The organism is Microlunatus antarcticus (assembly GCF_014193425.1).
In the GTDB taxonomy this organism is placed as follows: Bacteria; Actinomycetota; Actinomycetes; order Propionibacteriales; family Propionibacteriaceae; genus Microlunatus; species Microlunatus antarcticus.
On the sequence record NZ_JACHZG010000001.1, the window covers coordinates 2933280 to 2952389 of the forward strand.

General features: G+C 73.6%; 19 protein-coding genes. 9 read left to right on the forward strand and 10 right to left on the reverse strand.

Annotation, left to right across the window (positions count from 1 at the left end; genetic code table 11):
* Positions 1-33 precede the first annotated feature (33 nt).
* Together FHX39_RS13640 and FHX39_RS13645 are read left to right on the forward strand one after the other, a co-directional pair.
* Complete coding sequence (locus tag FHX39_RS13640; protein WP_183339254.1) at positions 34-831, forward strand: SDR family NAD(P)-dependent oxidoreductase; 798 nt, start codon at positions 34-36, stop codon at positions 829-831.
* 81 nt (positions 832-912) lie between these two features.
* The gene (locus tag FHX39_RS13645) at positions 913-1212 is read left to right on the forward strand and encodes a hypothetical protein (RefSeq protein WP_183339256.1); all 300 of its coding nucleotides are present in this window, start codon (positions 913-915) and stop codon (positions 1210-1212) included.
* Here FHX39_RS13645 and FHX39_RS22190 read toward each other — a convergent pair.
* From FHX39_RS22190 to FHX39_RS13680, 7 genes are all read right to left on the reverse strand, one after another.
* On the reverse strand, positions 1209-1859 hold the full coding sequence (locus tag FHX39_RS22190; RefSeq protein ID WP_183339258.1) for a class I SAM-dependent methyltransferase: 651 nt from the start codon (positions 1857-1859) through the stop codon (positions 1209-1211). The genes FHX39_RS13645 and FHX39_RS22190 overlap by 4 nt on opposite strands.
* A complete protein-coding gene (locus tag FHX39_RS13655) occupies positions 1856-2638 on the reverse strand; it encodes an inositol monophosphatase family protein (protein WP_332836825.1) in 783 nt (260 codons plus the stop codon). Before FHX39_RS13655 ends, FHX39_RS22190 begins: the two co-directional genes overlap by 4 nt.
* Before the next feature lie 35 nt (positions 2639-2673).
* Positions 2674-3765 (reverse strand): TolB family protein, encoded by a 1092-nt coding sequence (locus FHX39_RS13660; RefSeq protein WP_183339260.1) that lies wholly within the window; start codon positions 3763-3765, stop codon positions 2674-2676.
* Between the two features lie 331 nt (positions 3766-4096).
* On the reverse strand, positions 4097-4819 hold the full coding sequence (locus FHX39_RS13665) for an FHA domain-containing protein (RefSeq protein ID WP_198423398.1): 723 nt from the start codon (positions 4817-4819) through the stop codon (positions 4097-4099).
* Positions 4816-5934 carry a serine/threonine-protein kinase gene (locus FHX39_RS13670; protein ID WP_183339262.1) on the reverse strand — a complete coding sequence of 373 codons (1119 nt, stop codon included), beginning with the start codon at positions 5932-5934 and terminating at the stop codon, positions 4816-4818. Before FHX39_RS13670 ends, FHX39_RS13665 begins: the two co-directional genes overlap by 4 nt.
* Positions 5931-7028 carry an FHA domain-containing protein gene (locus FHX39_RS22195; protein ID WP_183339264.1) on the reverse strand — a complete coding sequence of 366 codons (1098 nt, stop codon included), beginning with the start codon at positions 7026-7028 and terminating at the stop codon, positions 5931-5933. Before FHX39_RS22195 ends, FHX39_RS13670 begins: the two co-directional genes overlap by 4 nt.
* 65 nt (positions 7029-7093) lie before the next feature.
* Positions 7094-8137: a PHP domain-containing protein gene (locus FHX39_RS13680; RefSeq protein ID WP_332836826.1), complete on the reverse strand. Its 1044-nt coding sequence runs from the start codon at positions 8135-8137 to the stop codon at positions 7094-7096.
* A 69-nt stretch (positions 8138-8206) separates the two neighbouring features.
* On the opposite strand from FHX39_RS13680, the gene FHX39_RS13685 reads away from it, so the two are divergent.
* From FHX39_RS13685 to FHX39_RS13710, 6 genes are all read left to right on the forward strand, one after another.
* Entirely contained in the window at positions 8207-9412 is a 1206-nt protein-coding gene (locus FHX39_RS13685; RefSeq protein ID WP_183339266.1) for a PucR family transcriptional regulator, read from the forward strand.
* Between the two features lie 469 nt (positions 9413-9881).
* Positions 9882-11102: an acyltransferase domain-containing protein gene (locus tag FHX39_RS13690; RefSeq protein WP_183339268.1), complete on the forward strand. Its 1221-nt coding sequence runs from the start codon at positions 9882-9884 to the stop codon at positions 11100-11102.
* Positions 11099-12133 carry a beta-ketoacyl-ACP synthase III gene (locus FHX39_RS13695; RefSeq protein ID WP_183339270.1) on the forward strand — a complete coding sequence of 345 codons (1035 nt, stop codon included), beginning with the start codon at positions 11099-11101 and terminating at the stop codon, positions 12131-12133. The genes FHX39_RS13690 and FHX39_RS13695 overlap by 4 nt, the downstream gene beginning before the upstream one ends.
* 61 nt (positions 12134-12194) lie before the next feature.
* Positions 12195-12440, forward strand: a complete 246-nt coding sequence (locus FHX39_RS13700; protein ID WP_183339272.1) for an acyl carrier protein — start codon at positions 12195-12197, stop codon at positions 12438-12440.
* 156 nt (positions 12441-12596) lie between these two features.
* Positions 12597-13862: a beta-ketoacyl-[acyl-carrier-protein] synthase family protein gene (locus FHX39_RS13705; protein WP_183339274.1), complete on the forward strand. Its 1266-nt coding sequence runs from the start codon at positions 12597-12599 to the stop codon at positions 13860-13862.
* Positions 13863-13889: 27 nt separating this feature from the next.
* A complete protein-coding gene (locus tag FHX39_RS13710; protein ID WP_183339276.1) occupies positions 13890-15344 on the forward strand; it encodes an acyl-CoA carboxylase subunit beta in 1455 nt (484 codons plus the stop codon).
* Between the two features lie 110 nt (positions 15345-15454).
* Here the strand turns inward: FHX39_RS13710 and FHX39_RS13715 are convergent, their stop codons facing one another.
* Together FHX39_RS13715 and FHX39_RS13720 are read right to left on the reverse strand one after the other, a co-directional pair.
* On the reverse strand, positions 15455-15904 hold the full coding sequence (locus FHX39_RS13715) for an iron chaperone (RefSeq protein ID WP_183339278.1): 450 nt from the start codon (positions 15902-15904) through the stop codon (positions 15455-15457).
* A 6-nt stretch (positions 15905-15910) separates the two neighbouring features.
* Complete coding sequence (locus FHX39_RS13720) at positions 15911-16822, reverse strand: helix-turn-helix transcriptional regulator (protein ID WP_332836827.1); 912 nt, start codon at positions 16820-16822, stop codon at positions 15911-15913.
* A gap of 101 nt (positions 16823-16923) precedes the next feature.
* Between FHX39_RS13720 and FHX39_RS13725 the strand changes: the two genes are divergently transcribed.
* Positions 16924-17646 carry an SDR family NAD(P)-dependent oxidoreductase gene (locus FHX39_RS13725; RefSeq protein ID WP_183339280.1) on the forward strand — a complete coding sequence of 241 codons (723 nt, stop codon included), beginning with the start codon at positions 16924-16926 and terminating at the stop codon, positions 17644-17646.
* A 72-nt stretch (positions 17647-17718) separates the two neighbouring features.
* On the opposite strand, the gene FHX39_RS13730 is transcribed toward FHX39_RS13725, so the two are convergent.
* Entirely contained in the window at positions 17719-19098 is a 1380-nt protein-coding gene (locus FHX39_RS13730; RefSeq protein ID WP_183339282.1) for a PQQ-dependent sugar dehydrogenase, read from the reverse strand.
* Positions 19099-19110 lie beyond the last annotated feature (12 nt).

The window sequence follows — 19110 nt, forward strand, 5'->3', positions numbered from 1 at the left end:
CCCACGGTCCAGAGCGTGTGCTAGAACTGGACCATGCAGTCCAACGATGACCTCCTGTCCTCCCTCCCCACCGACGGCCGCCTCGACGGCCGCACCGCGATCGTCACCGGCTCCAGCGCCGGCATCGGCGAGGCCGTCGCCCGGGTGCTCGCCAGCTCCGGCGCCACCGTGCTCGTCACCGCCCGCGACCTCGTCCGGGCCCGGCCCGTCGCCGACGCGATCACCGCCGCCGGCGGCAAGGCTCACGCGCTGACCCTCGACCTCGCCGGCTCGTACGCCGACCTCCGGCGGTTCGCCGCCGAGGCGACCGACGTCCTGGGTGGCCGGGTCGACGTCCTCGTGAACAATGCCGGCATCTACCCGATCGGGCCGACCGAGACCTTCGCAGACGACGACCTCGACGCGCTGCTCGCGGTCAACGTGCGCGCGCCGCACGTCCTCGTCGGCGCGCTGGCTCCGGCCATGGCCGAGCGGGGTGACGGCGTGATCGTCAACATCGGGTCGTGGATGGCCCGCGTCGGCACCGCCCCGATGGCGATGTACCCGGCGACCAAGGCCGCCCTGGAGCAGCTGACGCGGGGCTGGGCCGCGGAGTACGGGCCCCGCGGCGTGCGGGTCGTCGGCGTCGCGCCGGGCGCCACCACCACCCGCGGCAACGCCGACTACCCCGAGGCGATGGACCACCTGGCGAAGCAGACGCCGGCCGGGGTGCCCGTCCGCCCGGTCGACGTCGCGTACGCGGTCCGCTTCCTCGTGTCGGACGAGGGCCGCTTCGTGCAGGGCAGCTCGATCGACGTCGACGGCGGTATCGTCGGCGCCCGCGTGGGCTGACGTCCGGGGGCTCCGGCGGGCCGAACCTGAAGATCTCGTCGTCTTGAGGGCTTCTTCAGCCTCGCCGCGCACGCTGGGCTCATGACGCACCTCGGGCTGGTCGACCTCGTCACCCTCGTCCTCGTGGCCTCCTCCGTGATCGGCGCGCTCGTCGGCCGGCGGGGGTTGCTCGGGGCCCTGCTGTCGGGGGCCGGGACCGCCGTCGGCTGCTGGCTGGTCTGCCTCGGCCTCGTCGCCTGGGCGCCGGGCGTCGTCGCCGACGCGGCGTCGTCGAGCGCGCTGCTGCACCTGGTGCCGGTCCCCCGGCCCGCGCTGGAGCAGGCCCGCGCGCTCGGCGACTGGGTCGCCTTCCAGGTGACGTCGCGCACCTGGGACTTCTAGGCCCGGCGGGCCACGACGGCGTAGAGCGGGTCGCCCCGGTAGCGGCCCGCCGGGGTCCGCAGCGAGACCTCGGGCTCGTCGAACCCGCCGGCCAGGCGGACGTACGCCGCCGCGATCGCGCAGCGGCCGGGTTCGTCGGCGTAGAGCCAGCCCGCGACCGCCTTGCTCGGGAAGAGCCGGTTGGAGAAGGTCAGCACCACCGGCGCTCCCGGCCGCAGCACGCGGGCGGCCTCGCGCAGCACCTCGACCGGGTGGACGAGGTAGTCGACCGAGACGCAGCAGAGCACGGCGTCGAAGGAGGCGTCGGCGAAGGGCAGCGTCGGGTCGTCGTTGAGGTCGCGGACCACGCGTTCCGTGGCCTGCGGGTTGGCCTGCAGCTCGGCGGCGTTCATGCCGAGCACCACCAGCTCGCTCGGTGCCGTGGCCAGGTGCGAGATCCAGGACGACATCAGGTCGAGCACGCGGCGCGGCTCCCCCGCGGAACCGTCCACGCCGAGCTCGGCGTACAGACCGGATACCGCGAGCACGGCCCCGTCGTCGATGTGGGTGACCAGGCGCGGCGGCCCGTAGAACTCCCCGTCCGGGCTCTCGTCCTCGCGGGCGAAGAAGCCGGGCGGGAAGACCTCCTCGGGTCGCGGGTCGGTCACGCCGCGGCGGCGGCCGCGTCGACCAGGGCGGCGCGCGCCTCGGCGACGGACTGCGCGTTCCCGGCGACGAGCCAGCGCTGGTCGGCGATCAGGACCTCCTCGGCCACCCCGCCCGCGCCGATGACCAGCGCAGCGCCCGGGTACCAGTCCCAGGGGTGCAGGTTGGCCTGCAGGAACACGCCGATCCGGCCGGTCGCGACACCGGCGAGGTCGACCGACGCCGACCCGAACATCCGCGTCGTGGCCGCGGTCGAGGTCACGGCGTTCCAGGAGGCGGCCTTGACGTGGTCGCGCAGGTGCGAGGCGTTCGAGTAGGTGGCGACCGACACCTCGGCCAGCGGCCGGTCGGCCAGCGTCGGCAGCGCGCGCTCGTTCAGCGTCGTCGGGCGGTCCCGGCCGCCGACCCAGAGCTCGTCGCGCGCCGGGTAGTAGACGGCGCCGAGCAGCGGGCCCTCGGTGTCGATCAGCCCGATCGCGGAGCACCAGTACGGGATGCCGGACAGGAAGTTGTACGTGCCGTCGACCGGGTCGATGTACCAGGTGCGGCCGCCCGCCCCGTCGGCGACGGCGCTGCGGGCGCCCTCCTCGCCGACCTGGCCGTCGTCGGGCCGCTCGGCCGCGAGCCGGCCGGAGACCAGCGCCTCGGCGGCGTGGTCGGCCGCCGACACCACGTCGGAGATCGACGTCTTGAAGTGCGTGTCGAGCCCTGCGGCCAGCATCTGCGACGCCAGCCCGCCGGCTTCGCGTACGAGGTCGGCCGCCAGCATGTCGTCGTCCACGCCCCGACCCTATGCGGTCGTGCCGGGACCGCCCGTCAGCGCGGGGTCCAGCTCGGCGTCCCCACCGTGCCGTCCTGCTCGAGCTCGCGCTCGTCGTCGCCGTCCCGCGTCACGACCACGAGGCGGAGGCGGTCGTCCGAGTCGTCCGTCGCCCGCCGGAAGACGAGGTGGGTGCCGTCCGGCGACCACGAGGGGTCGGTGTCGATCTCCTCGCTCGCGGTGAGCTCGTCGACGGCGTCCGGCGGGCCGTCGACCGGCAGGGTCACGACGTGCGCCGGGTCGTCCGAGCCCTCGACGGAGACGTAGCGGGAGAACGCGATCGTCCGCCCGGTCGGCGCCCAGGCCGGGCCGACGTTGCGCCCGTCGACCACCTGCCTCGGTTCGGTGGACCCGTCGACGTCGGTGACGTAGAGCGGCCCCCCGCGGCTCCACGAGCCCGAGGCCGCCTTCGGGTAGAGGACCTGGCGGCCGTCCGGGCTGAAGGTCGGGCTGCCGATCAGCCCGACGTCGAGCGTGCGGAGGAACGTCCCGTCCGTCGTCGCCGTGCCCAGCGTGAAGATCGTCCCCTGCTGGTCGAGCTTGCACACCACGCCGAGCGTCCCGTCGACGCTCCAGACGACCTGCCGCAGGAACGGGCACCCGGGCGACCCGTCACGGAAGAGGAGCCGCTGGACGCTCCCGTCGGCGGCGACGGCGTGCAGGGACGTCCGGTCGCCCGGCCGCTCCCGGCGGAGGTAGAGCACCGTCCGGCGGTCGTGCGACACCACGGGCGCGATCTCCTGCTCGCCCGAGGCCAGCACCACCGAGCCGCGCCGTCCGGTCGAGCTGATCGTCGACATCGTCCAGTCGTCGCCCACGTTGAAGCGCACGACGATCTGGTCGTCGGCGAGCGGTCGCGCCGAACGGGGCAGGTCGTCGGTCGGGCCGGCGGGGCTCGTGGCCGGGGACTCGGCGGGTGCGGTGGTCGCCGGGGCCGGGGGTGTCGCCGCCGGGGCCGTCCGGGGCGGGTTCAGGACGTTCCACCAGACCACGCCGGACGCGGCGGTGAGGACGACCAGGACGGCGACGAGGAGGGTGGTCAGGCGGCGGGCGTCGGGACGCGCCGTCGTCGCGCCGGGACCGGTCACGCGAGCGATCCTCGCACGACGGCCGCGTCCGACGAGGCGGTCGGAGCAGCCGGGACGGCAGCGCGCGTACGGGCGGTTCCGGTCGGCCGGCACGAGGCGCCGGAGGTCCGGCGCCCCGTGCACCGCGGTCCCGCCCCACCCCCCGGGTGACGTGACCGCAGACCGGGCAGCTCGTCGACGCGCGTCTCCCCTGCTTCGTCGAGGCGGCCCGCCACCGCCTCGGCGCCGTGAGCCCGCCCCTGCTGCCCGCGCACGACCCTAGGGACGCGACGCCGCGCGGAGAAGGGGGAGAACTCCCCATGCCTCCTGCCCTCGGGAGCTGTGGACGAGGTCAGGGCCGGGTCGACGCGTCGGGCAGGAGGGCGAGGTCGGCGGTGGTGACCAGCTGGGTGGCGAGCGCGTACTCGACGAGGCGGGCCTTGCGGCTGGTGGCGAGCCGCGAGGCGTCCCCGTGCAGGCCGCGGACCCCCTGCTTGGTCAGCTTGTCGCAGACGTTGTCGAGCTTGCGGTTGAGCTTGGTGGGCGTCCACCCGAGGCGGGCGGCGACCACGTTCGAGGCGGGGGCCACCGCACCACCCCGGTTCTGGCGCTTCAGCACGGGCTCGCAGAGGCCGACGAGCAGGAGGTGCTGGTCGGGCGTCAGCGACACCCGACCGACCGTCACCGACCCGGCCAGCTCGGACCGTTGCCGGACCGGCTCGAAGGGCGACCCGGTCACGAGGATGTCGAGCTCGTAGGTGGTGGGACCCGCGGTGAACCAGACGACCGTCCGCGGGAAGACGAGCGGCAGCTGCCCGCCCGGCGCGAGCCAGGCCTGGAGGCCGCCGAACTCGTCCGCGACCGTCGCGCTGAGCACGGTGCCGACGTTCGACAGCCACCACAGGTCGCCCCGGTCGGACACCTCGAGGAAGTGCCGGTGCAGGAACGGGTTGTCGTCGATCGCGACCTCGGCGTCGCGGCCGACGACGAGCGGGTGACCGGGACGGGCCGTGTGGACCTCGCCGCAGTAGTCCAGGGTCAGCCCGGGCAGCCCGGGAGAGGCGGACGTCGTCACCCGGCACCGCCCGAGCGCAGGAGGAGCATCAGCAGACCGAGGAGCAGGACCGCCGCCATCACCAGGACGAGGACCAGCAGCACGACCGGCGTACGCGGCCGTCCCGGCGCGGTCTGCTCCAGAGGCTCGGCCGGCTTGGCCGGCGGGTCGTCGACCGGCTCGGGAACGTCGAGATCGGACCGACGCCGCGTCAGTCCGGACAGGTCGGCACCGGTCCGGGACGTCGTCCGCTCCGCCGCCACGCCCGACCGGCGCCGCCCGGGCACGAGCACGACGTCGGTGGGCTCGAGCCGGAGCTGGCGCTGCACGTCCTGGAGCGCGTGGACGAAGCTGGCCATCGAGGAGAAGCGGTCGCGCGGGTCCTTGGCCATGGACTGGCGCAGCAGGCCCTCGAGCGCGGCAGGCACGTCCGGCCGGGCCAGCGGCGGGAGCGGGTCGAGGCGGATCCGGCGGACGAGGGCCGCCTCCGTGTCGCCCGCCCGCTCGAACGGGGCGCGGGCGGTCAGCAGGTGCCAGAGGGTGGCGGCCAGCGAGTAGACGTCCGAACCGACGCTCGGGGCGGCCGTGTCGAGGAGCACCTCCGGCGGCGACCACGGGATCGACATGCCGATGATCCGCTCGCCGACGTCGGCGATCGTCCCGGCGATGCCGAAGTCGCTGAGCGCGGGGCCGAACTGGTTGCGCAGGATGTTGTGCGGCTTGATGTCACGGTGGAGGATGCCCGCGCCGTGCGCGTAGGCCACCGCGCTCCCGATCTGGACGCCGGTCTTGAGCACCTCGGCCACCCCGAGCGGGGTCTGGGCCCGGTCGAAGAGCGTGCCCTCGGGGTAGAACGGCATCGTCAGGTACGGCCGCCCGTGCGCCGCCCGGCCGACGGCGAAGACCGGGACGATGTGCGGGTGGGCCAGGTGCGCCATCGCGTGGGCCTCGGCGACGAAGCCGGTCGCCTCGTCCTCCGACAGCCCGGTCTCCCGCACCACCTTCACCGCGACGTCGCGGTCGAGGCTCGTCTCGCGGTAGAGGAAGACGTCGGCGTAGCCGCCCGTGCCGATCCGGCGCCGGTACTCGAGTCCCTCGATCTGCGGACCGACCTCCTCGGGCCGGCCACCGCTCACGGCTGGACCTCGTAGGCCAGCGTGACCACGTCGGCGAGCACGAGGACGTCGCCCGCGGCGAGCGGGACCGGCTCGTACGCCCGCAGCGGCCGGACCTTGCCGTCGGGCTCGACGAGGGCGGTCCCGTTCGTCGAGCCGAGGTCGCAGACGAGGACGTTCCAGAGGTCGAGCACCACCGAGACGTGCTGCGCGGAGACGTCCTGGTCGGGGTCCGGCAGCGTCACCAGACGCGGCGGCGGCCCGACCCAGTCGCCAGGCACGTGGGGAGCGCGCCCGAGCACAGCGCCACGGTCGAGGACCAGGGTGCCGCCCTCCGGCAGGGCCAGCCGCCCGAGGACCGGGCGGGGTGTCTCGAACGCCTGCTGCGGTGCAACCGTTCGGCGGCAGACCCGGCACAGGCCCGCGTACGCCGGTGTCAGGTGCCCGGCCGGGCAGACGGCGGCGAGCACGCGCGGCGCCTGGGTCTCCGCGGCCGGGCCGGCGTCCATAACGGCGCGGTGGGCCCGGACCGTGGCCGTCGACGCCTCGTCTTCCTGCGCCTCCACCCCGCTTTGGAGGGTCGCGAAGAAGGGCTGGGTGTCGTCCGCACTCGGTGCCTCGCCCCCGCCCTGACCGCCCGCGTCGGCCGAGCGGTCGAGGACGAGACGGAAGGCCGTGGCGGTCACGACCCCGTCCCGCAGCGGCAAGCTCCGCGCGTGAGGCTCCTCGCCGCCACCACCGCCACCGCCGAACGCCGCGTCGAGCGTCGATCCGTCGGTGAGCGGGAGGTCGAGCCAGGCCCCGTCGCCGCGGTCGTTGGGAACGTCCGTCCCGTCGAGAGCGAGGGTGAGGGCGCCGCCCGCAACCAGTCGGCGTGCGCCCGTCTCGCGCACGACCAGGAACGCGGGCACGTCGCGCAGGCCCCGGTCGACGAGGGCCCGGAGGAGGTCGTCGAGGTCCGGGGTCACGTCGAGCAGGTGCCAGCAGAGCTCGACGAGCGGGTGCGCGGGCGAGAGATCGAGCAGGACCGCCCAGCCGCCGCTCCGGAGGAACGTGGCGCCCGTGCCGCGGTACGTCGCGGCCGCAGGTCGGCCGGACGTCCCCCTCGGCTGCACGGCGAAAAATGTACCGTCCGCCGGGCCGGCCCCGTGGTCGTCGGCCCGGTCTCCAGGGCTGCGGCTCAGCTCTTGTCCGCCCAGGCGAGCAGCTTGTCGACCGGCCAGGTGTTGACGATGCGGTCCGGGTCGAGCCCCAGCGCCTCCGCGCGGTCGCACCCGTACGCGAGGAACTCCAGCTGCCCGGGCGCGTGCGCGTCGGTGTCGATGCTGAACAGGCAGCCCGCGTCGATGGCCTGCTGCAGCAGCCGGGTCGGCGGGTCGCGCCGCTCGGGACGGGAGTTGATCTCCACGGCGACGTCGAAGGTCCGGCAGGCCTCGAAGACGACCTCGGCGTCGAAGACCGACTCCGGCCGCGTCCCGCGGGCCCCCTCGATCAGGCGGCCGGTGCAGTGGCCGAGCACGTTCGTCCGACGGTTGGCGATCGCGCCGACCATCCGGTGGGTCATGGTCTCGGAGTCGGAGCGCAGCTTGGAGTGGACGCTGGCGACGACGACGTCGAGGCGGGACAGCAGCGCGTCGGTCTGGTCGAGGCCGCCGTCCTCGAGGATGTCGACCTCGATCCCCTGCAGCACCCGGAAGGGCGCCATCTCCTCGTTCAGCCGCTCGGTCAGCGCCATCTGCTCCTGCAGCCGCTCCGGGCTGAGCCCCCGGGCGACGGTCAGGCGCGGCGAGTGGTCGGTGATCACGCAGTACTCGTGGCCAAGGGTCTTGGCGGTCGCCATCATCTCCTCCACCGGGCTGCCGCCGTCGGACCACGTGGAGTGCGTGTGGAGGTCGCCCTTGAGCCGGGCACGCAGCGCGGCGCCGCCCTCGACGAGCGGCTCGCGCGCGTCGCGGAGCTGCTGGAGGTAGTCGGGGACCCGGCCGGCGAGCGCCTGCGTGATCACCGTCGCCGTCTTCGGCCCGACTCCCGTCGCCTTCGCCCAGGAACCGTCCGCCTTGCGCTGCGCGCGTTCGTCGGGAGTCATGGCCGCGACGGCGTCGGCCGCGCCGCGGTAGGCCTTGACCCGGTAGGTGTCGGACCGGGAACGTTCCAGGAGGAAGCCGATCTCGCGCAGCGCGGCGACGGGGTCGAGCAGCTCGGTCGGCTCTGCGTGCTCGCTCACGTGTCCCTGCTCCTGTCCGTGCTGCCCGCGCCGTACGTGCGTACGACCCGTCCCCCTACCTTTGACCCTATGGCGGCGAGCACGAGGGGCATCACGAAGTCCCTGCTCCCCGCACCCAAGACGCGGGCCGCGATGGCCAAGCGCCTCGCCGGGGCCACGCCCGCCATGACGACCGCCACCATCGCGGAGATGGAGGAGCGGCACCCCTGGTTCCGCGCGCTCGACGCCGACTACCGGTCGTGGGTCGGGGTCGTCGCGCGGGCGGGCATCGACGGCTTCGTCACCTGGTTCTCCGACCCGGACCCCGAAGCGCCGACGACGACCGACATCTTCGGCGCCGCACCCCGGGCGCTGACCCGCAAGATCACCCTGTCGCAGACCGTCGAGCTCGTCCGGACGACCATCGACGTCGTCGAGGCGCAGATCGACGAGGTCGCGCCGCGCGGCGACCGGCCGGTGCTGCACGCGGCGATCGTCGGCTACAGCCGCGAGGTCGCCTTCGCTGCCGCCGAGATCTACGCCCGGGCGGCCGAGCTCCGCGGCGCCTGGGACGCCCGGCTCGAGGCCCTCGTCGTCGACGCCGTGCTGCGCGGCGAGACCGACGAGACGGTCCTCTCCCGGGCCTCGACCCTGGGCTGGCACTCCTCCGGCGGGGTCGTCGTCGTGGTCGGCCCGGCGCCCGAGAGCGAGTCGACCCAGGCCGTGGAGTCCGTACGCCGCTCGGCCGGCACCGCCGGGCTCGACATGCTCGGCGCGGTCCAGGGCGACCGGATGGTCGTCGTGCTCGGCGGCTCGGCCCTGAGCACGCCGGAGTTCGCGCGCCAGGTCGTGTCGCGCTTCGTCGACTGCTTCGGCGCCGGTCCCGTCGTCATCGGCCCGCCCGTCGAGCACCTGATGGACGCCGTCGGCTCGACGCGGGAGGCGTTCTCGGGCTACCGCGCCGCTCCCGCCTGGCCCGAGGCCCCGCGCCCGGTCGAGTCCTCCGACCTCCTCCCCGAACGCGCCCTCTCCGGCGACGGCCACGCCCGGCGCGCGCTGGCCCGCGACCTCTACGACCCCCTCGTCGCCGCGGGCGGAGGGCTGCTGGACACGCTGGTGACGTTCCTGGACCAGGGCCTGCAGGTCGAGGCGGCCGCGCGGGCGCTGTTCGTCCACGCGAACACCGTCCGCTACCGCCTCCGCCGCATCCACGAGGTCACCGGCTACTCCCCCACCGACCCCCGCGACGGCTACGCCCTTCGCCTGGCCCTGACCCTCGGGCGCCTGCGCCGCTGAGCGCTTGCGCCGGGGTCACCTTCCCCGGAAAGTGGTCGTTGCGGGCCTGAAAAGCGCAGCAAAGAGGCGCCGGAGCGACCACTTGCGGGAGAAGGGCGGGCGGCCTCCCCGTACGCGTCTGCTCGATCTTGTCGAGTTTGCGCGCGTTCGAAGCCGCGCAGACTCGCCCAAGGCGAGCAGCCCCGCGGACGAGCCACCCCAGACGCGTTCGCTCGCCTTCGGTGCGTTCGCTCGTGCTGCAGCACGAGCGAAGACACCAAGACCGAGCGAGAACGGGCCTTCCCCCCCTGACCGCTGGTCGAGGCGCCGTGGAGAGACCCGCCCACGTACGGGGCAGACCTAGCGGTGCGCGACACGCGGGCGGGACGAGACGAGCGCCACACCTTTGTGGGAACCCGACAATCGGATGTCCGAAGATTCGTGGTGTCCCTGCGCGACTTCCGGGCCAAGGTCACGAAAGAGTAAAGGGGTGCTGGCGATCGTCGCGCCCGGTCAGGGCGCACAAACTCCCGGGTTCCTGGACCCGTGGGTCTCCGAGTCCTCCTTCTCCGACCGGTTGAACTGGCTGAGCGCGGTGAGCGGGGTCGACCTCGAGCACTACGGCGTCCACGCCGACGCCGAGACCATCCGGGACACCGCGGTGGCGCAGCCGCTGCTGGTGGCCACCGGGCTCCTGGCGGCGCTCGAGCTGTTCCCGCACCCGGCGGACGCGTACCCCCTGATCGGCGTCGCCGCCGGTCACTCGGTCGGCGAGATCACCGCCGCCGCGGGCGTGGGCGTCTTCTCCGCCGAGTCGGCGATGGTCTTCGTCGCCGAACGCGGCCGGGCGATGGCCGCCGCCAGCGCTGCCCGCCCTACGTCGATGACGGCGGTCGTCGGCGGCCAGGCGGACGAGGTGGCTGCCGCGCTCGAGGCGCAGGGACTCACCGCCGCCAACAACAACGGCACCGGCCAGGTCGTCGCCGCGGGGACGGTCGAGCAGCTCGCCGCCCTCGCCGAGAACCCGCCGACCCGGGCCCGCCTGATCCCGCTCAGCGTCGCCGGCGCCTTCCACACGGTCCACATGAAGCCCGCGGTGGACCGGCTCTCGCGCCTCTCCCGCGCCATCTCGACACACGACCCCCGCACGCGCCTCCTGTCGAACCTCGACGGACAGGTCGTCCACGACGGCCGCGACGTCCTGCGCCGCCTCGTCGGCCAGGTGGCCTCGCCGGTGCGCTGGGACCTCTGCATGGCGGCGATGGCCGACCTCGGTGTCACGGGCCTGCTAGAGCTCCCGCCGGCCGGCACGCTGACCGGCATCGCCAAGCGCAACCTCAAGGGCGTCGAGCTCTTCGCGCTGAACACGCCGGACCAGACCGAGGGCGCGCTCGACTTCATCGCGCGTCACGGCGGCCAGCCGGCGTCGTCGACGCCGATCACCGCCAACCCGACCTGGCGCCTCGTGGTGTCGCCGGGCAAGGGCCAGTTCAGCCGTACGGAGGACATCGAGGCGGGCATGCTGCTCCCGGTGGCCAGCACGATCGGCCTGGTCAAGAACAGCCGCGACGAGGTCGCGATCAGCGCCCCGTACGGCGGCATCGTCGTGGAGTGGCTCGTCGAGGACGGCGACCCGGTGTCGCCGGGCCAGCCGCTGCTGCGCCTGCACCCGACCGTGGAGTCCGACGAGGCGACCGAGGTGACCCGATGAAGAGCATCCGCACCAGCCAGGGAGCGGAGTTCTCGAAGATCATGGGCATCGGCGGCTACCGCCCGCGCCGGGTCGTCGACAACGCCGAGATCGTCACCTACATCGACTCCTCCGACGAGTGGATCCGGACACGTTCCGGTATCACGGAACGACGCTGGGCCTCGCCCGACGAGACGGTCCAGATGATGTCCGTCGCGGCCGCCCGCAAGGCGATCGAGCGGGCCGGCCTCGAGCCCGGGCAGATCGACACGGTCATGGTCGCCACCGTCACCCACCTGCTGCAGACGCCCGCCATCGCGACCACCATCGCGACGGAGCTCGGAGCCACGGACGCCGCGGCCTTCGACATCAACGCGGCGTGCGCGGGCTTCTGCTACATGGTCGCGATGGCCGACGCGCTGATCCGCTCCGGCGCCTCGAAGCACGTCGTGATCATCGGCGTCGAGCGGCTCACCGACCTGACCGACATCCACGACCGGTCGACGGCCTTCATCTTCGCCGACGGCGCCGGGGCGGCGGTCATGGGCCCGAGCGACGTCGCGTCCATCGGCCCGGTCGTCTGGGGCTCCGACGGCGAGCAGGCCGACCTCATCACCCAGACCCAGCCCTGGGACAAGGCGATCCCCCGTCACGAGCGGGTCCGGCCCGAGGACGGCACGGCGGAGGCCGCCACCTGGCCGGTGCTGCGGATGACCGGCAACCCGGTCTTCAAGTGGGCCTCGTACGCGATGGCCAAGACCGCCGCCGAGGCGCTCGAGGCCGCGGGCGTGCCGCCGGAGGAGCTCGACGTCTTCGTCCCGCACCAGGCCAACAACCGCATCACCGACGCGATGTTCAAGGCGCTCAAGCTCCCCGGCGACGTCGTCGTCGCGCGCGACATCATCCACCACGGCAACACCTCGGCCGCCTCGATCCCCCTGGCGATCGAGACGCTGCTCGAGAGCGGCCAGGCGACGTCCGGGCAGACCGCCCTGATCATCGGCTTCGGCGCCGGGCTCGTCTACGCCGGCCAGGTGATCACGCTCCCGTAGCGTGATCATCTCCCTCATCCCGCAAGATCAGCACCACCCACACGAAGGAGTTCCCACCGCGATGCCCACCACCGAAGAGGTCCGTTCGGACCTGGCCGAGATCGTCAACGAGGTCGCTGGCGTGCCGGTCGACGACGTCCAGCTCGACAAGTCGTTCACCGACGACCTCGACGTGGACTCGCTGTCGATGGTCGAGATCATCTACGCCTGCGAGGAGAAGTTCGGCGTGTCGATCCCCGACGAGGAGTCCAAGAACCTCAAGACCGTGGGCGACGCCGTCGCCTACATCGAGCGCGCGGCGAGCTGAGCTGAATCGTGTGGGGGGCGACCCCCACACCCCCGCCTACGTTCCACTCGCTAGCGCTCGCGAAACGTGAAGCGCGGCCCGGGATCGCAGACGCGGTCCCGGGTTCCCGCCTACCTCACCACCCCGTACGACCTCTTCTCAACCAGGAGCACATCGATGTCTCGCACCCGCGTCGTCGTCACCGGCATCGGGGCCACCACCCCGCTCGGCGGGGACGCGCCCACGACCTGGGCCGCGCTGCTCGAGGGACGATCCGGCGTCCGTCGGCTCGGCGCCGACTTCCCCGACGACATCCCGACCAAGATCGCCGCACCCGCCCTGGTGGACCCGTCCGGGGTGCTGGAGCGCGTCGAGGCCCGACGGCTCGACCGTTCCGCCCAGCTCGGCGTGGTCGCGGGGATGGAGGCCTGGGCCGACGCCGGCTACGGGCTGAAGGACGACAACCCCGTCCAGCGCGACCGCCTCGCCGTCGCGATCGGCACCGGGATCGGTGGGCTGCACACGCTCCTCGGGCAGTGGGACATCCAGAAGGAGAAGGGCGCCCGCCGGGTCAGCCCGCTCGCGATCCCCATGCTCATGGCCAACGCCACGGCGGCCAACCTCGGGCTGCGGATCGGCGCGCAGGCGCCGGTCAGCACCGCGGTGTCGGCCTGCGCCTCGAGCAACGAGGCCATCGCCCTGGGCCTGGACCTGATCCGGCTCGGCCGCGCCGACGTCGCCCTGGTCGGCGGTACCGAGGCCTGCATCCACCCGATGCCGATGGCGTCCTTCTCGCAGATGCAGGCGATGAGCCGCCGCAACGACGACCCGGAACGCGCCTCGCGCCCGTGGGACGTCGACCGCGACGGCTTCGTGCTCGGCGAAGGGGCGGCGATGCTTGTCATCGAGACCCTCGAGCATGCGCAGGCCCGCGGCGCCCGGATCTACGGCGAGCTCGCCGGCGCCGGGATCACCGCCGACGCGCACGACATGGTCCAGCCCAACCCGGCCGGCGACACCCAGGCGCGGGCGATCACGTACGCGCTGCGCGAGGCCGAGCTCAGCGCCTCCGACGTCGTGCACGTGAACGCGCACGCCACGTCCACCCCGACGGGTGACATGACCGAGATCAGCTCGCTCCACCAGGCGCTCGGCGCGAACACCGAGGCGATCGTCACGGGCACCAAGTCGATGACCGGGCACCTGCTCGGCGGCGCCGGCGCGCTCGAGTCGATGGCCACGCTGCTCGCGCTCTACCACCGCCGGGTCCCGCCGACGATCAACCTCGACAACCCCGAGCCCGACCTGGACGTCGACGTCGCCACCCAGGTCCGCGACCTGCCCTCGGGCGACCTGGCCGCGGTCAACAACTCGTTCGGCTTCGGTGGTCACAACGTCGCGGTCGTCCTGACCAACGCATACGCCACCCACCCGGCCCCGTAGCCCCAGCCCCACCCCAGGAGGGCCCGCATGACCGCCACCGTCGCACCCACCCCCGCTGCTTCTCCCGCCGCTCCGGCGGCCAAGAAGGAGAAGGTTCCCCGCGAGCTCGACCCGCGCAACCCGAACCACCGCCTCGCGGCGCTGCTCGACGAGGGCTCGGTCGAGCTGATCACCCCCGACGACGACTCGGGCATGCTCGCCGCCGTCGGGACGATCAACGGCTCGCGCGTCGTCGCCTTCTGCTCCGACGCGACCGTCATGGGCGGCGCCATGGGGGTCCAGGGCTGCGACGTGGTGGTTCAGGCGTACGAGCGCGCGATGCGCGACCGCGTCCCGATCCTGGGCATCTGGCACTCGGGCGGCGCGCGCCTGGCCGAGGGCGTGCTGTCGTTGCACGCGGTCGGGCTGATCTTCCACGCCATGACGCAGGCGTCGGGCAAGATCCCGCAGATCTCGATCGTGCTCGGCTTCGCGGCCGGCGGCGCGGCGTACGGTCCGGCGCTCACCGACCTGGTGATCCTGGCGCCCGAGGGCCGCATCTTCGTGACCGGTCCGGACGTCGTCCGCTCGGTCACCGGCGAGGACGTCGACATGCTCCGCCTCGGCGGCCCCGACACGCACGGGCGACGTTCCGGGGTGGTCCACGTCGTCGCCGACGACGAGGCCGACGCGCTCAACCGGGGCCGCGCGCTCACCACGCTGCTGGCCGACCAGGGCTCGATGGAGGCCGAGGTGGCCGACGTCGACCTGGCCGCGCTCCTGCCTGAGTCGCCGCGCCGCGCGTACGACGTGCACCCGCTGATCAACGGCGTCCTCGACGAGGGCTCGACGGTCGAGCTGCACGCCCGCTGGGCGCCCAACGTCACCATCGCCCTCGGTCGCCTCGGCGGCCGCACGGTCGGCGTCATCGCCAACAACCCGCTCCGCCTCGGCGGCTGCCTCGACTCCCTCAGCGCGGAGAAGGCGGCGCGGTTCGTGCGCATGTGCGACACCTTCGGCGTGCCGCTCGTCGTCCTCGTCGACGTGCCCGGCTACCTGCCCGGCGTGGGCCAGGAGTGGGACGGCGTCGTACGCCGTGGCGCCAAGCTGCTGCACGCCTTCGCCGAGGCCGTCGTCCCGCGCGTGACGCTGGTGACGCGCAAGGCGTACGGAGGCGCGTACATCGCCATGAACGCGCGCTCGCTCGGCGCGACGAAGGTCTTCGCCTGGCCGGGCGCCGAGGTCGCCGTCATGGGCCCGGTCGCCGCCGTCCGGATCCTGCACCGCCGCAAGCTCGCCGCCGTGGCCGACGACGTCCGCCCCCAGCTCGAGGCCGAGCTGGCCGCCGAGCACGAGCGCATCGCCGGCGGCGTCGAGAAGGCCGTCGAGATCGGCGTGGTCGACGAGATCGTCACGCCGCAGACGAGTCGTTCCGCGGTGGCGACCGCCATCCGCGACGCCGACGTCGGTCGGCGAGGTGAGCACACCAACATCCCCCTCTAGTCCTCCTCGCGCCTTACGCTCCCTGAGCTTGTCGAAGGGCCTCGAAGAGGTTGGCATCGAACGCTGACCACTCCGTGGCCCTTCGACAGGCTCAGGGAGCGTTCTTGGTCTCAGCCGGCGGCGCGGCGCACCAGGTCGCGAAGGGTGCGGTCGACCTCGTCGTCCACCTCGAGGACGGCGAAGGAGGTCGGCCAGAGAACGCCGTCGTCGAGGCGTGCGTCCTCGCTGAAGCCGACCGTGCCGTAGCGCGTCCCGAACTTCGAGGCCGGCTGGTAGAAGACGACGACCTTGCCGTCACGGGCGTACGAGGGGAAGCCGTACCAGGTCTTCGCGTCGAGGTGCGGCGCCTCCTCGGCGACGATCGCGTGCAGCCGCTCGGCGACGGCCCGGTCCGCGCCGGTCAGGGCGTCGATCGCGTCGAGGCAGGCCTGCGCCTCGCGTTCCTTCTTGGCCGAGCCCTTGGCGCCCTTCGCCTGCTCGCGGAGCTCGGCGCTCCGCTGCTTGATCGCGTCGCGCTCGGCGGTGCTCAGACCCTCGTCGGACCCGCGTTCGTCGGCCATGGACCTCTACCCCTTCGTCGGACGTGCCCTCGTCTGCGCCACATCGTCCACCGGGGCGCAGGCCGGGAGCTCGGCACCCTGCCAGGTCGGGTCCTGGACGGCGCCGAGGGTGCGCAGGAGGTCGAAGCGCGAGGCGTCCTCGCTGCCGGGGACGGCGGTGTAGGCGACGATCCGCAGGTCGGTGCCGGCGGCCGTGAAGACGTCGCAGTCGAGCGTGATGTGCCCGACGACCGGGTGCACGAACGTCTTCGGCTCCGAGCGGTGCTCCACGATCGTCGCGTCGGCCCACAGCCCGCGGAACGTCTCGCTGACGCTCCGCAGGTGCTCCACCAGCGCCGGGACCGCCGCGTCCTGGGGGTAGCGGATCAGCGCACGCCGGAGGTCGGACACCAGCGCGCACTGGAAGCGCATCTCGTCGTCGGCCCGCCGCAGGACCGTGACGCCGGAGCGCGTGAACTGCTGGACGACGAGGTTGCGCCCGGGGTCCACGGGTCCGAGCAGCGCCGACCAGGCGTCGTTCGCGGTCAGCAGCGTCCAGGTCGCGGTGTAGACGCCGATCGCGACGTCGGGGAGCCGGGCCAGCAGCCGCTGCACGCTGCCCGGGATGTGGGTCGGCACCAGGCCCGACGTCGGCGCCGCCAGCCCGGCCGCGGCGTACAGCTCGTCGCGCTCGGGGTCGGACAGCTGGAGCACCCGGGCCAGGGAGGCGACGACCTGCGCGGACGGCCGGGCCGCGCGACCCTGCTCGAGGCGGACCAGGTAGTCGACCGAGAGTCCCGCCAGCAGCGCGACCTCCTCGCGCCGCAGCCCCCGCGTACGCCGTTGCCCCACCGGGAAGCCGACCGCCTCGGGCTGCAGCCGGTCGCGCCACGCGCGCAGGAGGCCGGCGAGGTCGCCACGGCCCGTCGTCTCGATCACCCGACCAGTGTGCGCGGGCGAAGGACGGCCTGGGTGGTATCGCGAGTCCCAGGGTCGAAGCCTCCTACCCGCCCGCGCGGAACCGGACGCACGCTGGCTCCATGACCACGCAGAGCACGCAGCAACCGACCACCACCACCCTGATCACCGGCGCCAACAAGGGCCTGGGCCACGAGACCGCCCGCCGCCTGAAGGAGCACGGCCACCGCGTCGTCATCGGCGCGCGGGACGCCGACCGGGGACGCCGCGCCGCCGAGGAGCTGGGCGTGGACTTCGTCCAGCTCGACGTCAGCTCCGAAGCGTCGGTGTCCGCCGCGGCGGCGGAGGTCGAGGAGCGCTTCGGCAGCCTCGACGTCCTGATCAACAACGCGGGCATCACCGGTCCGGACGTGGGGATCGACGAGGTCGACGGACCCGTCCTCACCGCCGTCCTCGACACGAACACCGTCTCCGTCGCACGCACGACCCACGCGTTCCTGCCCCTGCTGCGCCGTTCCGCGAACCCGGTGATCGTCAACGTCTCGAGCGGGCTCGGGTCCTTCGAGGTACGCGCCGACGAGTCCCGCATCGAGCACTCGGTCCCCTCGCTCGCCTACTCCGCCAGCAAGGCCGCGCTGAACATGCTGACCTCCGTCTACGCGCAGTTCCTGCCCGAGATCCGGATCAACGTCGTCGACCCCGGCTACACCGCCACGGACCTCAACGGCCACTCCGGTCCGCAGACGGTGACCGAGGGCACCGACGCGGTGGTCGCGATGGCGACCGTCGGCAGCGAGGGCCCGACCGGGACGTTCTCGGACCGGGCGGGTTCCGTGGGCTGGTGATGAGAGACGCCGACCCCTTCGGGACCCTTCGACAAGCTCAGGGAGCGTCTCGACGGGCTCAGGGGGCGTTGGTCAGGCGGGCGGCTGCATCCGGTAGACCGCGCCGGCCTCGTCGTCGCTGACGTAGACGGCGCCGTCGGGGCCCTGGACCGCCGAGACGGGTCGGCCCCACCGGTCGCCGTCGGCGCTCTGGAACCCGGTCAGCAGCGTCTGCTGGTCACCCAGGCCGCCGTTCTCGTACGGGAAGAACGACACCTCCGGGGCGCGCGGCGGGGTCCGGTTCCAGGAACCGTGGATGCCGACCAGGGCGCCCACGCCGTACGGGGCGGGCAGGCCGGCGGCGGAGGTGAAGCTCAGGCCGAGGGGCGCGGAGTGCGCGCCCATCCCCTGCTCCACCGGCGGCAGCGTCGAGCAGTCGAGCTTGGACCCGTCGGCGTTGGTCTCGACGTCGCGGACGAACGGGCGGTCGGAGTAGTCGAGGGCCGAGCCCGGCACGCCGGGGTCGACGTCGGGGTCGGGGTTGCAGTACGGCCAGCCCAGGTCGCGGCCCTGGGTCAGGCGCGCGAACGGCTCCAGCGGGTGGTCGCCGACGTAAGACGGCAGGACGTCGCCCAGGTCCGAGGAACCGTCGCCGTCGAAGTCGCGGTCGTACGGGTACTCGATGTTGTCGCGGTTGTTGACCGCGGTCCAGACGGCCCCGTCGGGGGCGATCGCCAGACCGGTGCCGTTCCGGACGCCGCGGGCGAAGACCTCGGCCTTCCCGCCACCCGGCGGCACGCGCAAGATCGTCGCGCGCTGCGGGTCGGCGTCGCGGTCCTCCTCGGAGATGTTCCCGGTCGAGCCGACGGAGACGTAGACCGCGCCGTCCTCCCCGACGGCGACGCTCTTGAGCGCGTGCGCGTACGCCCCGCGCAGGTCGTCGCTCTTGGCGTCGGGCAGCCCGGTCACGACGGGCTGCGGGTCGGTCGCGCGGCCGTCGGCGTACGCGTACGCGTCGACGCGGTCGCTCTGGGCGACGTAGAGCCGCCCGTCGTGGAACGCGAGGCCGTGCGGCTGGTTGAGCCCGCTGAGCAGCGTCGTGGTCGCGGGCGCACCGCTCCCGTCGGCCGGCGTCGGCGTGACGACGTCGACCTCGCCCGCCTTCGGCCGGGAGATCAGCAGCGAGCCGTCCGGCGCCCAGGCCAGCAGCCGGGCCCCGTCCGTGCGCGCGAAGACGCTGACCGACCAGCCGGTGGGTGCCTGGACCGTGCGCGGCTCGTCCAGCGGCGAGGCGTCGAGACCGGGCGGGATCGCGAGGTCGACGGTCTGCAGCGGCGACGAGGCCGAGGCGGCGGTGGTCGGCGCGCTGGACGGCGCGGCCGCCGGGGTGGCGCTGCCGCACCCGGTCGCGACCGCGAGCAGTCCGGCCACGGCCAGCGCCGCGAGGTGTCGGGTCGACCGCGCTGTGCTCATGCCCCCAGCGTG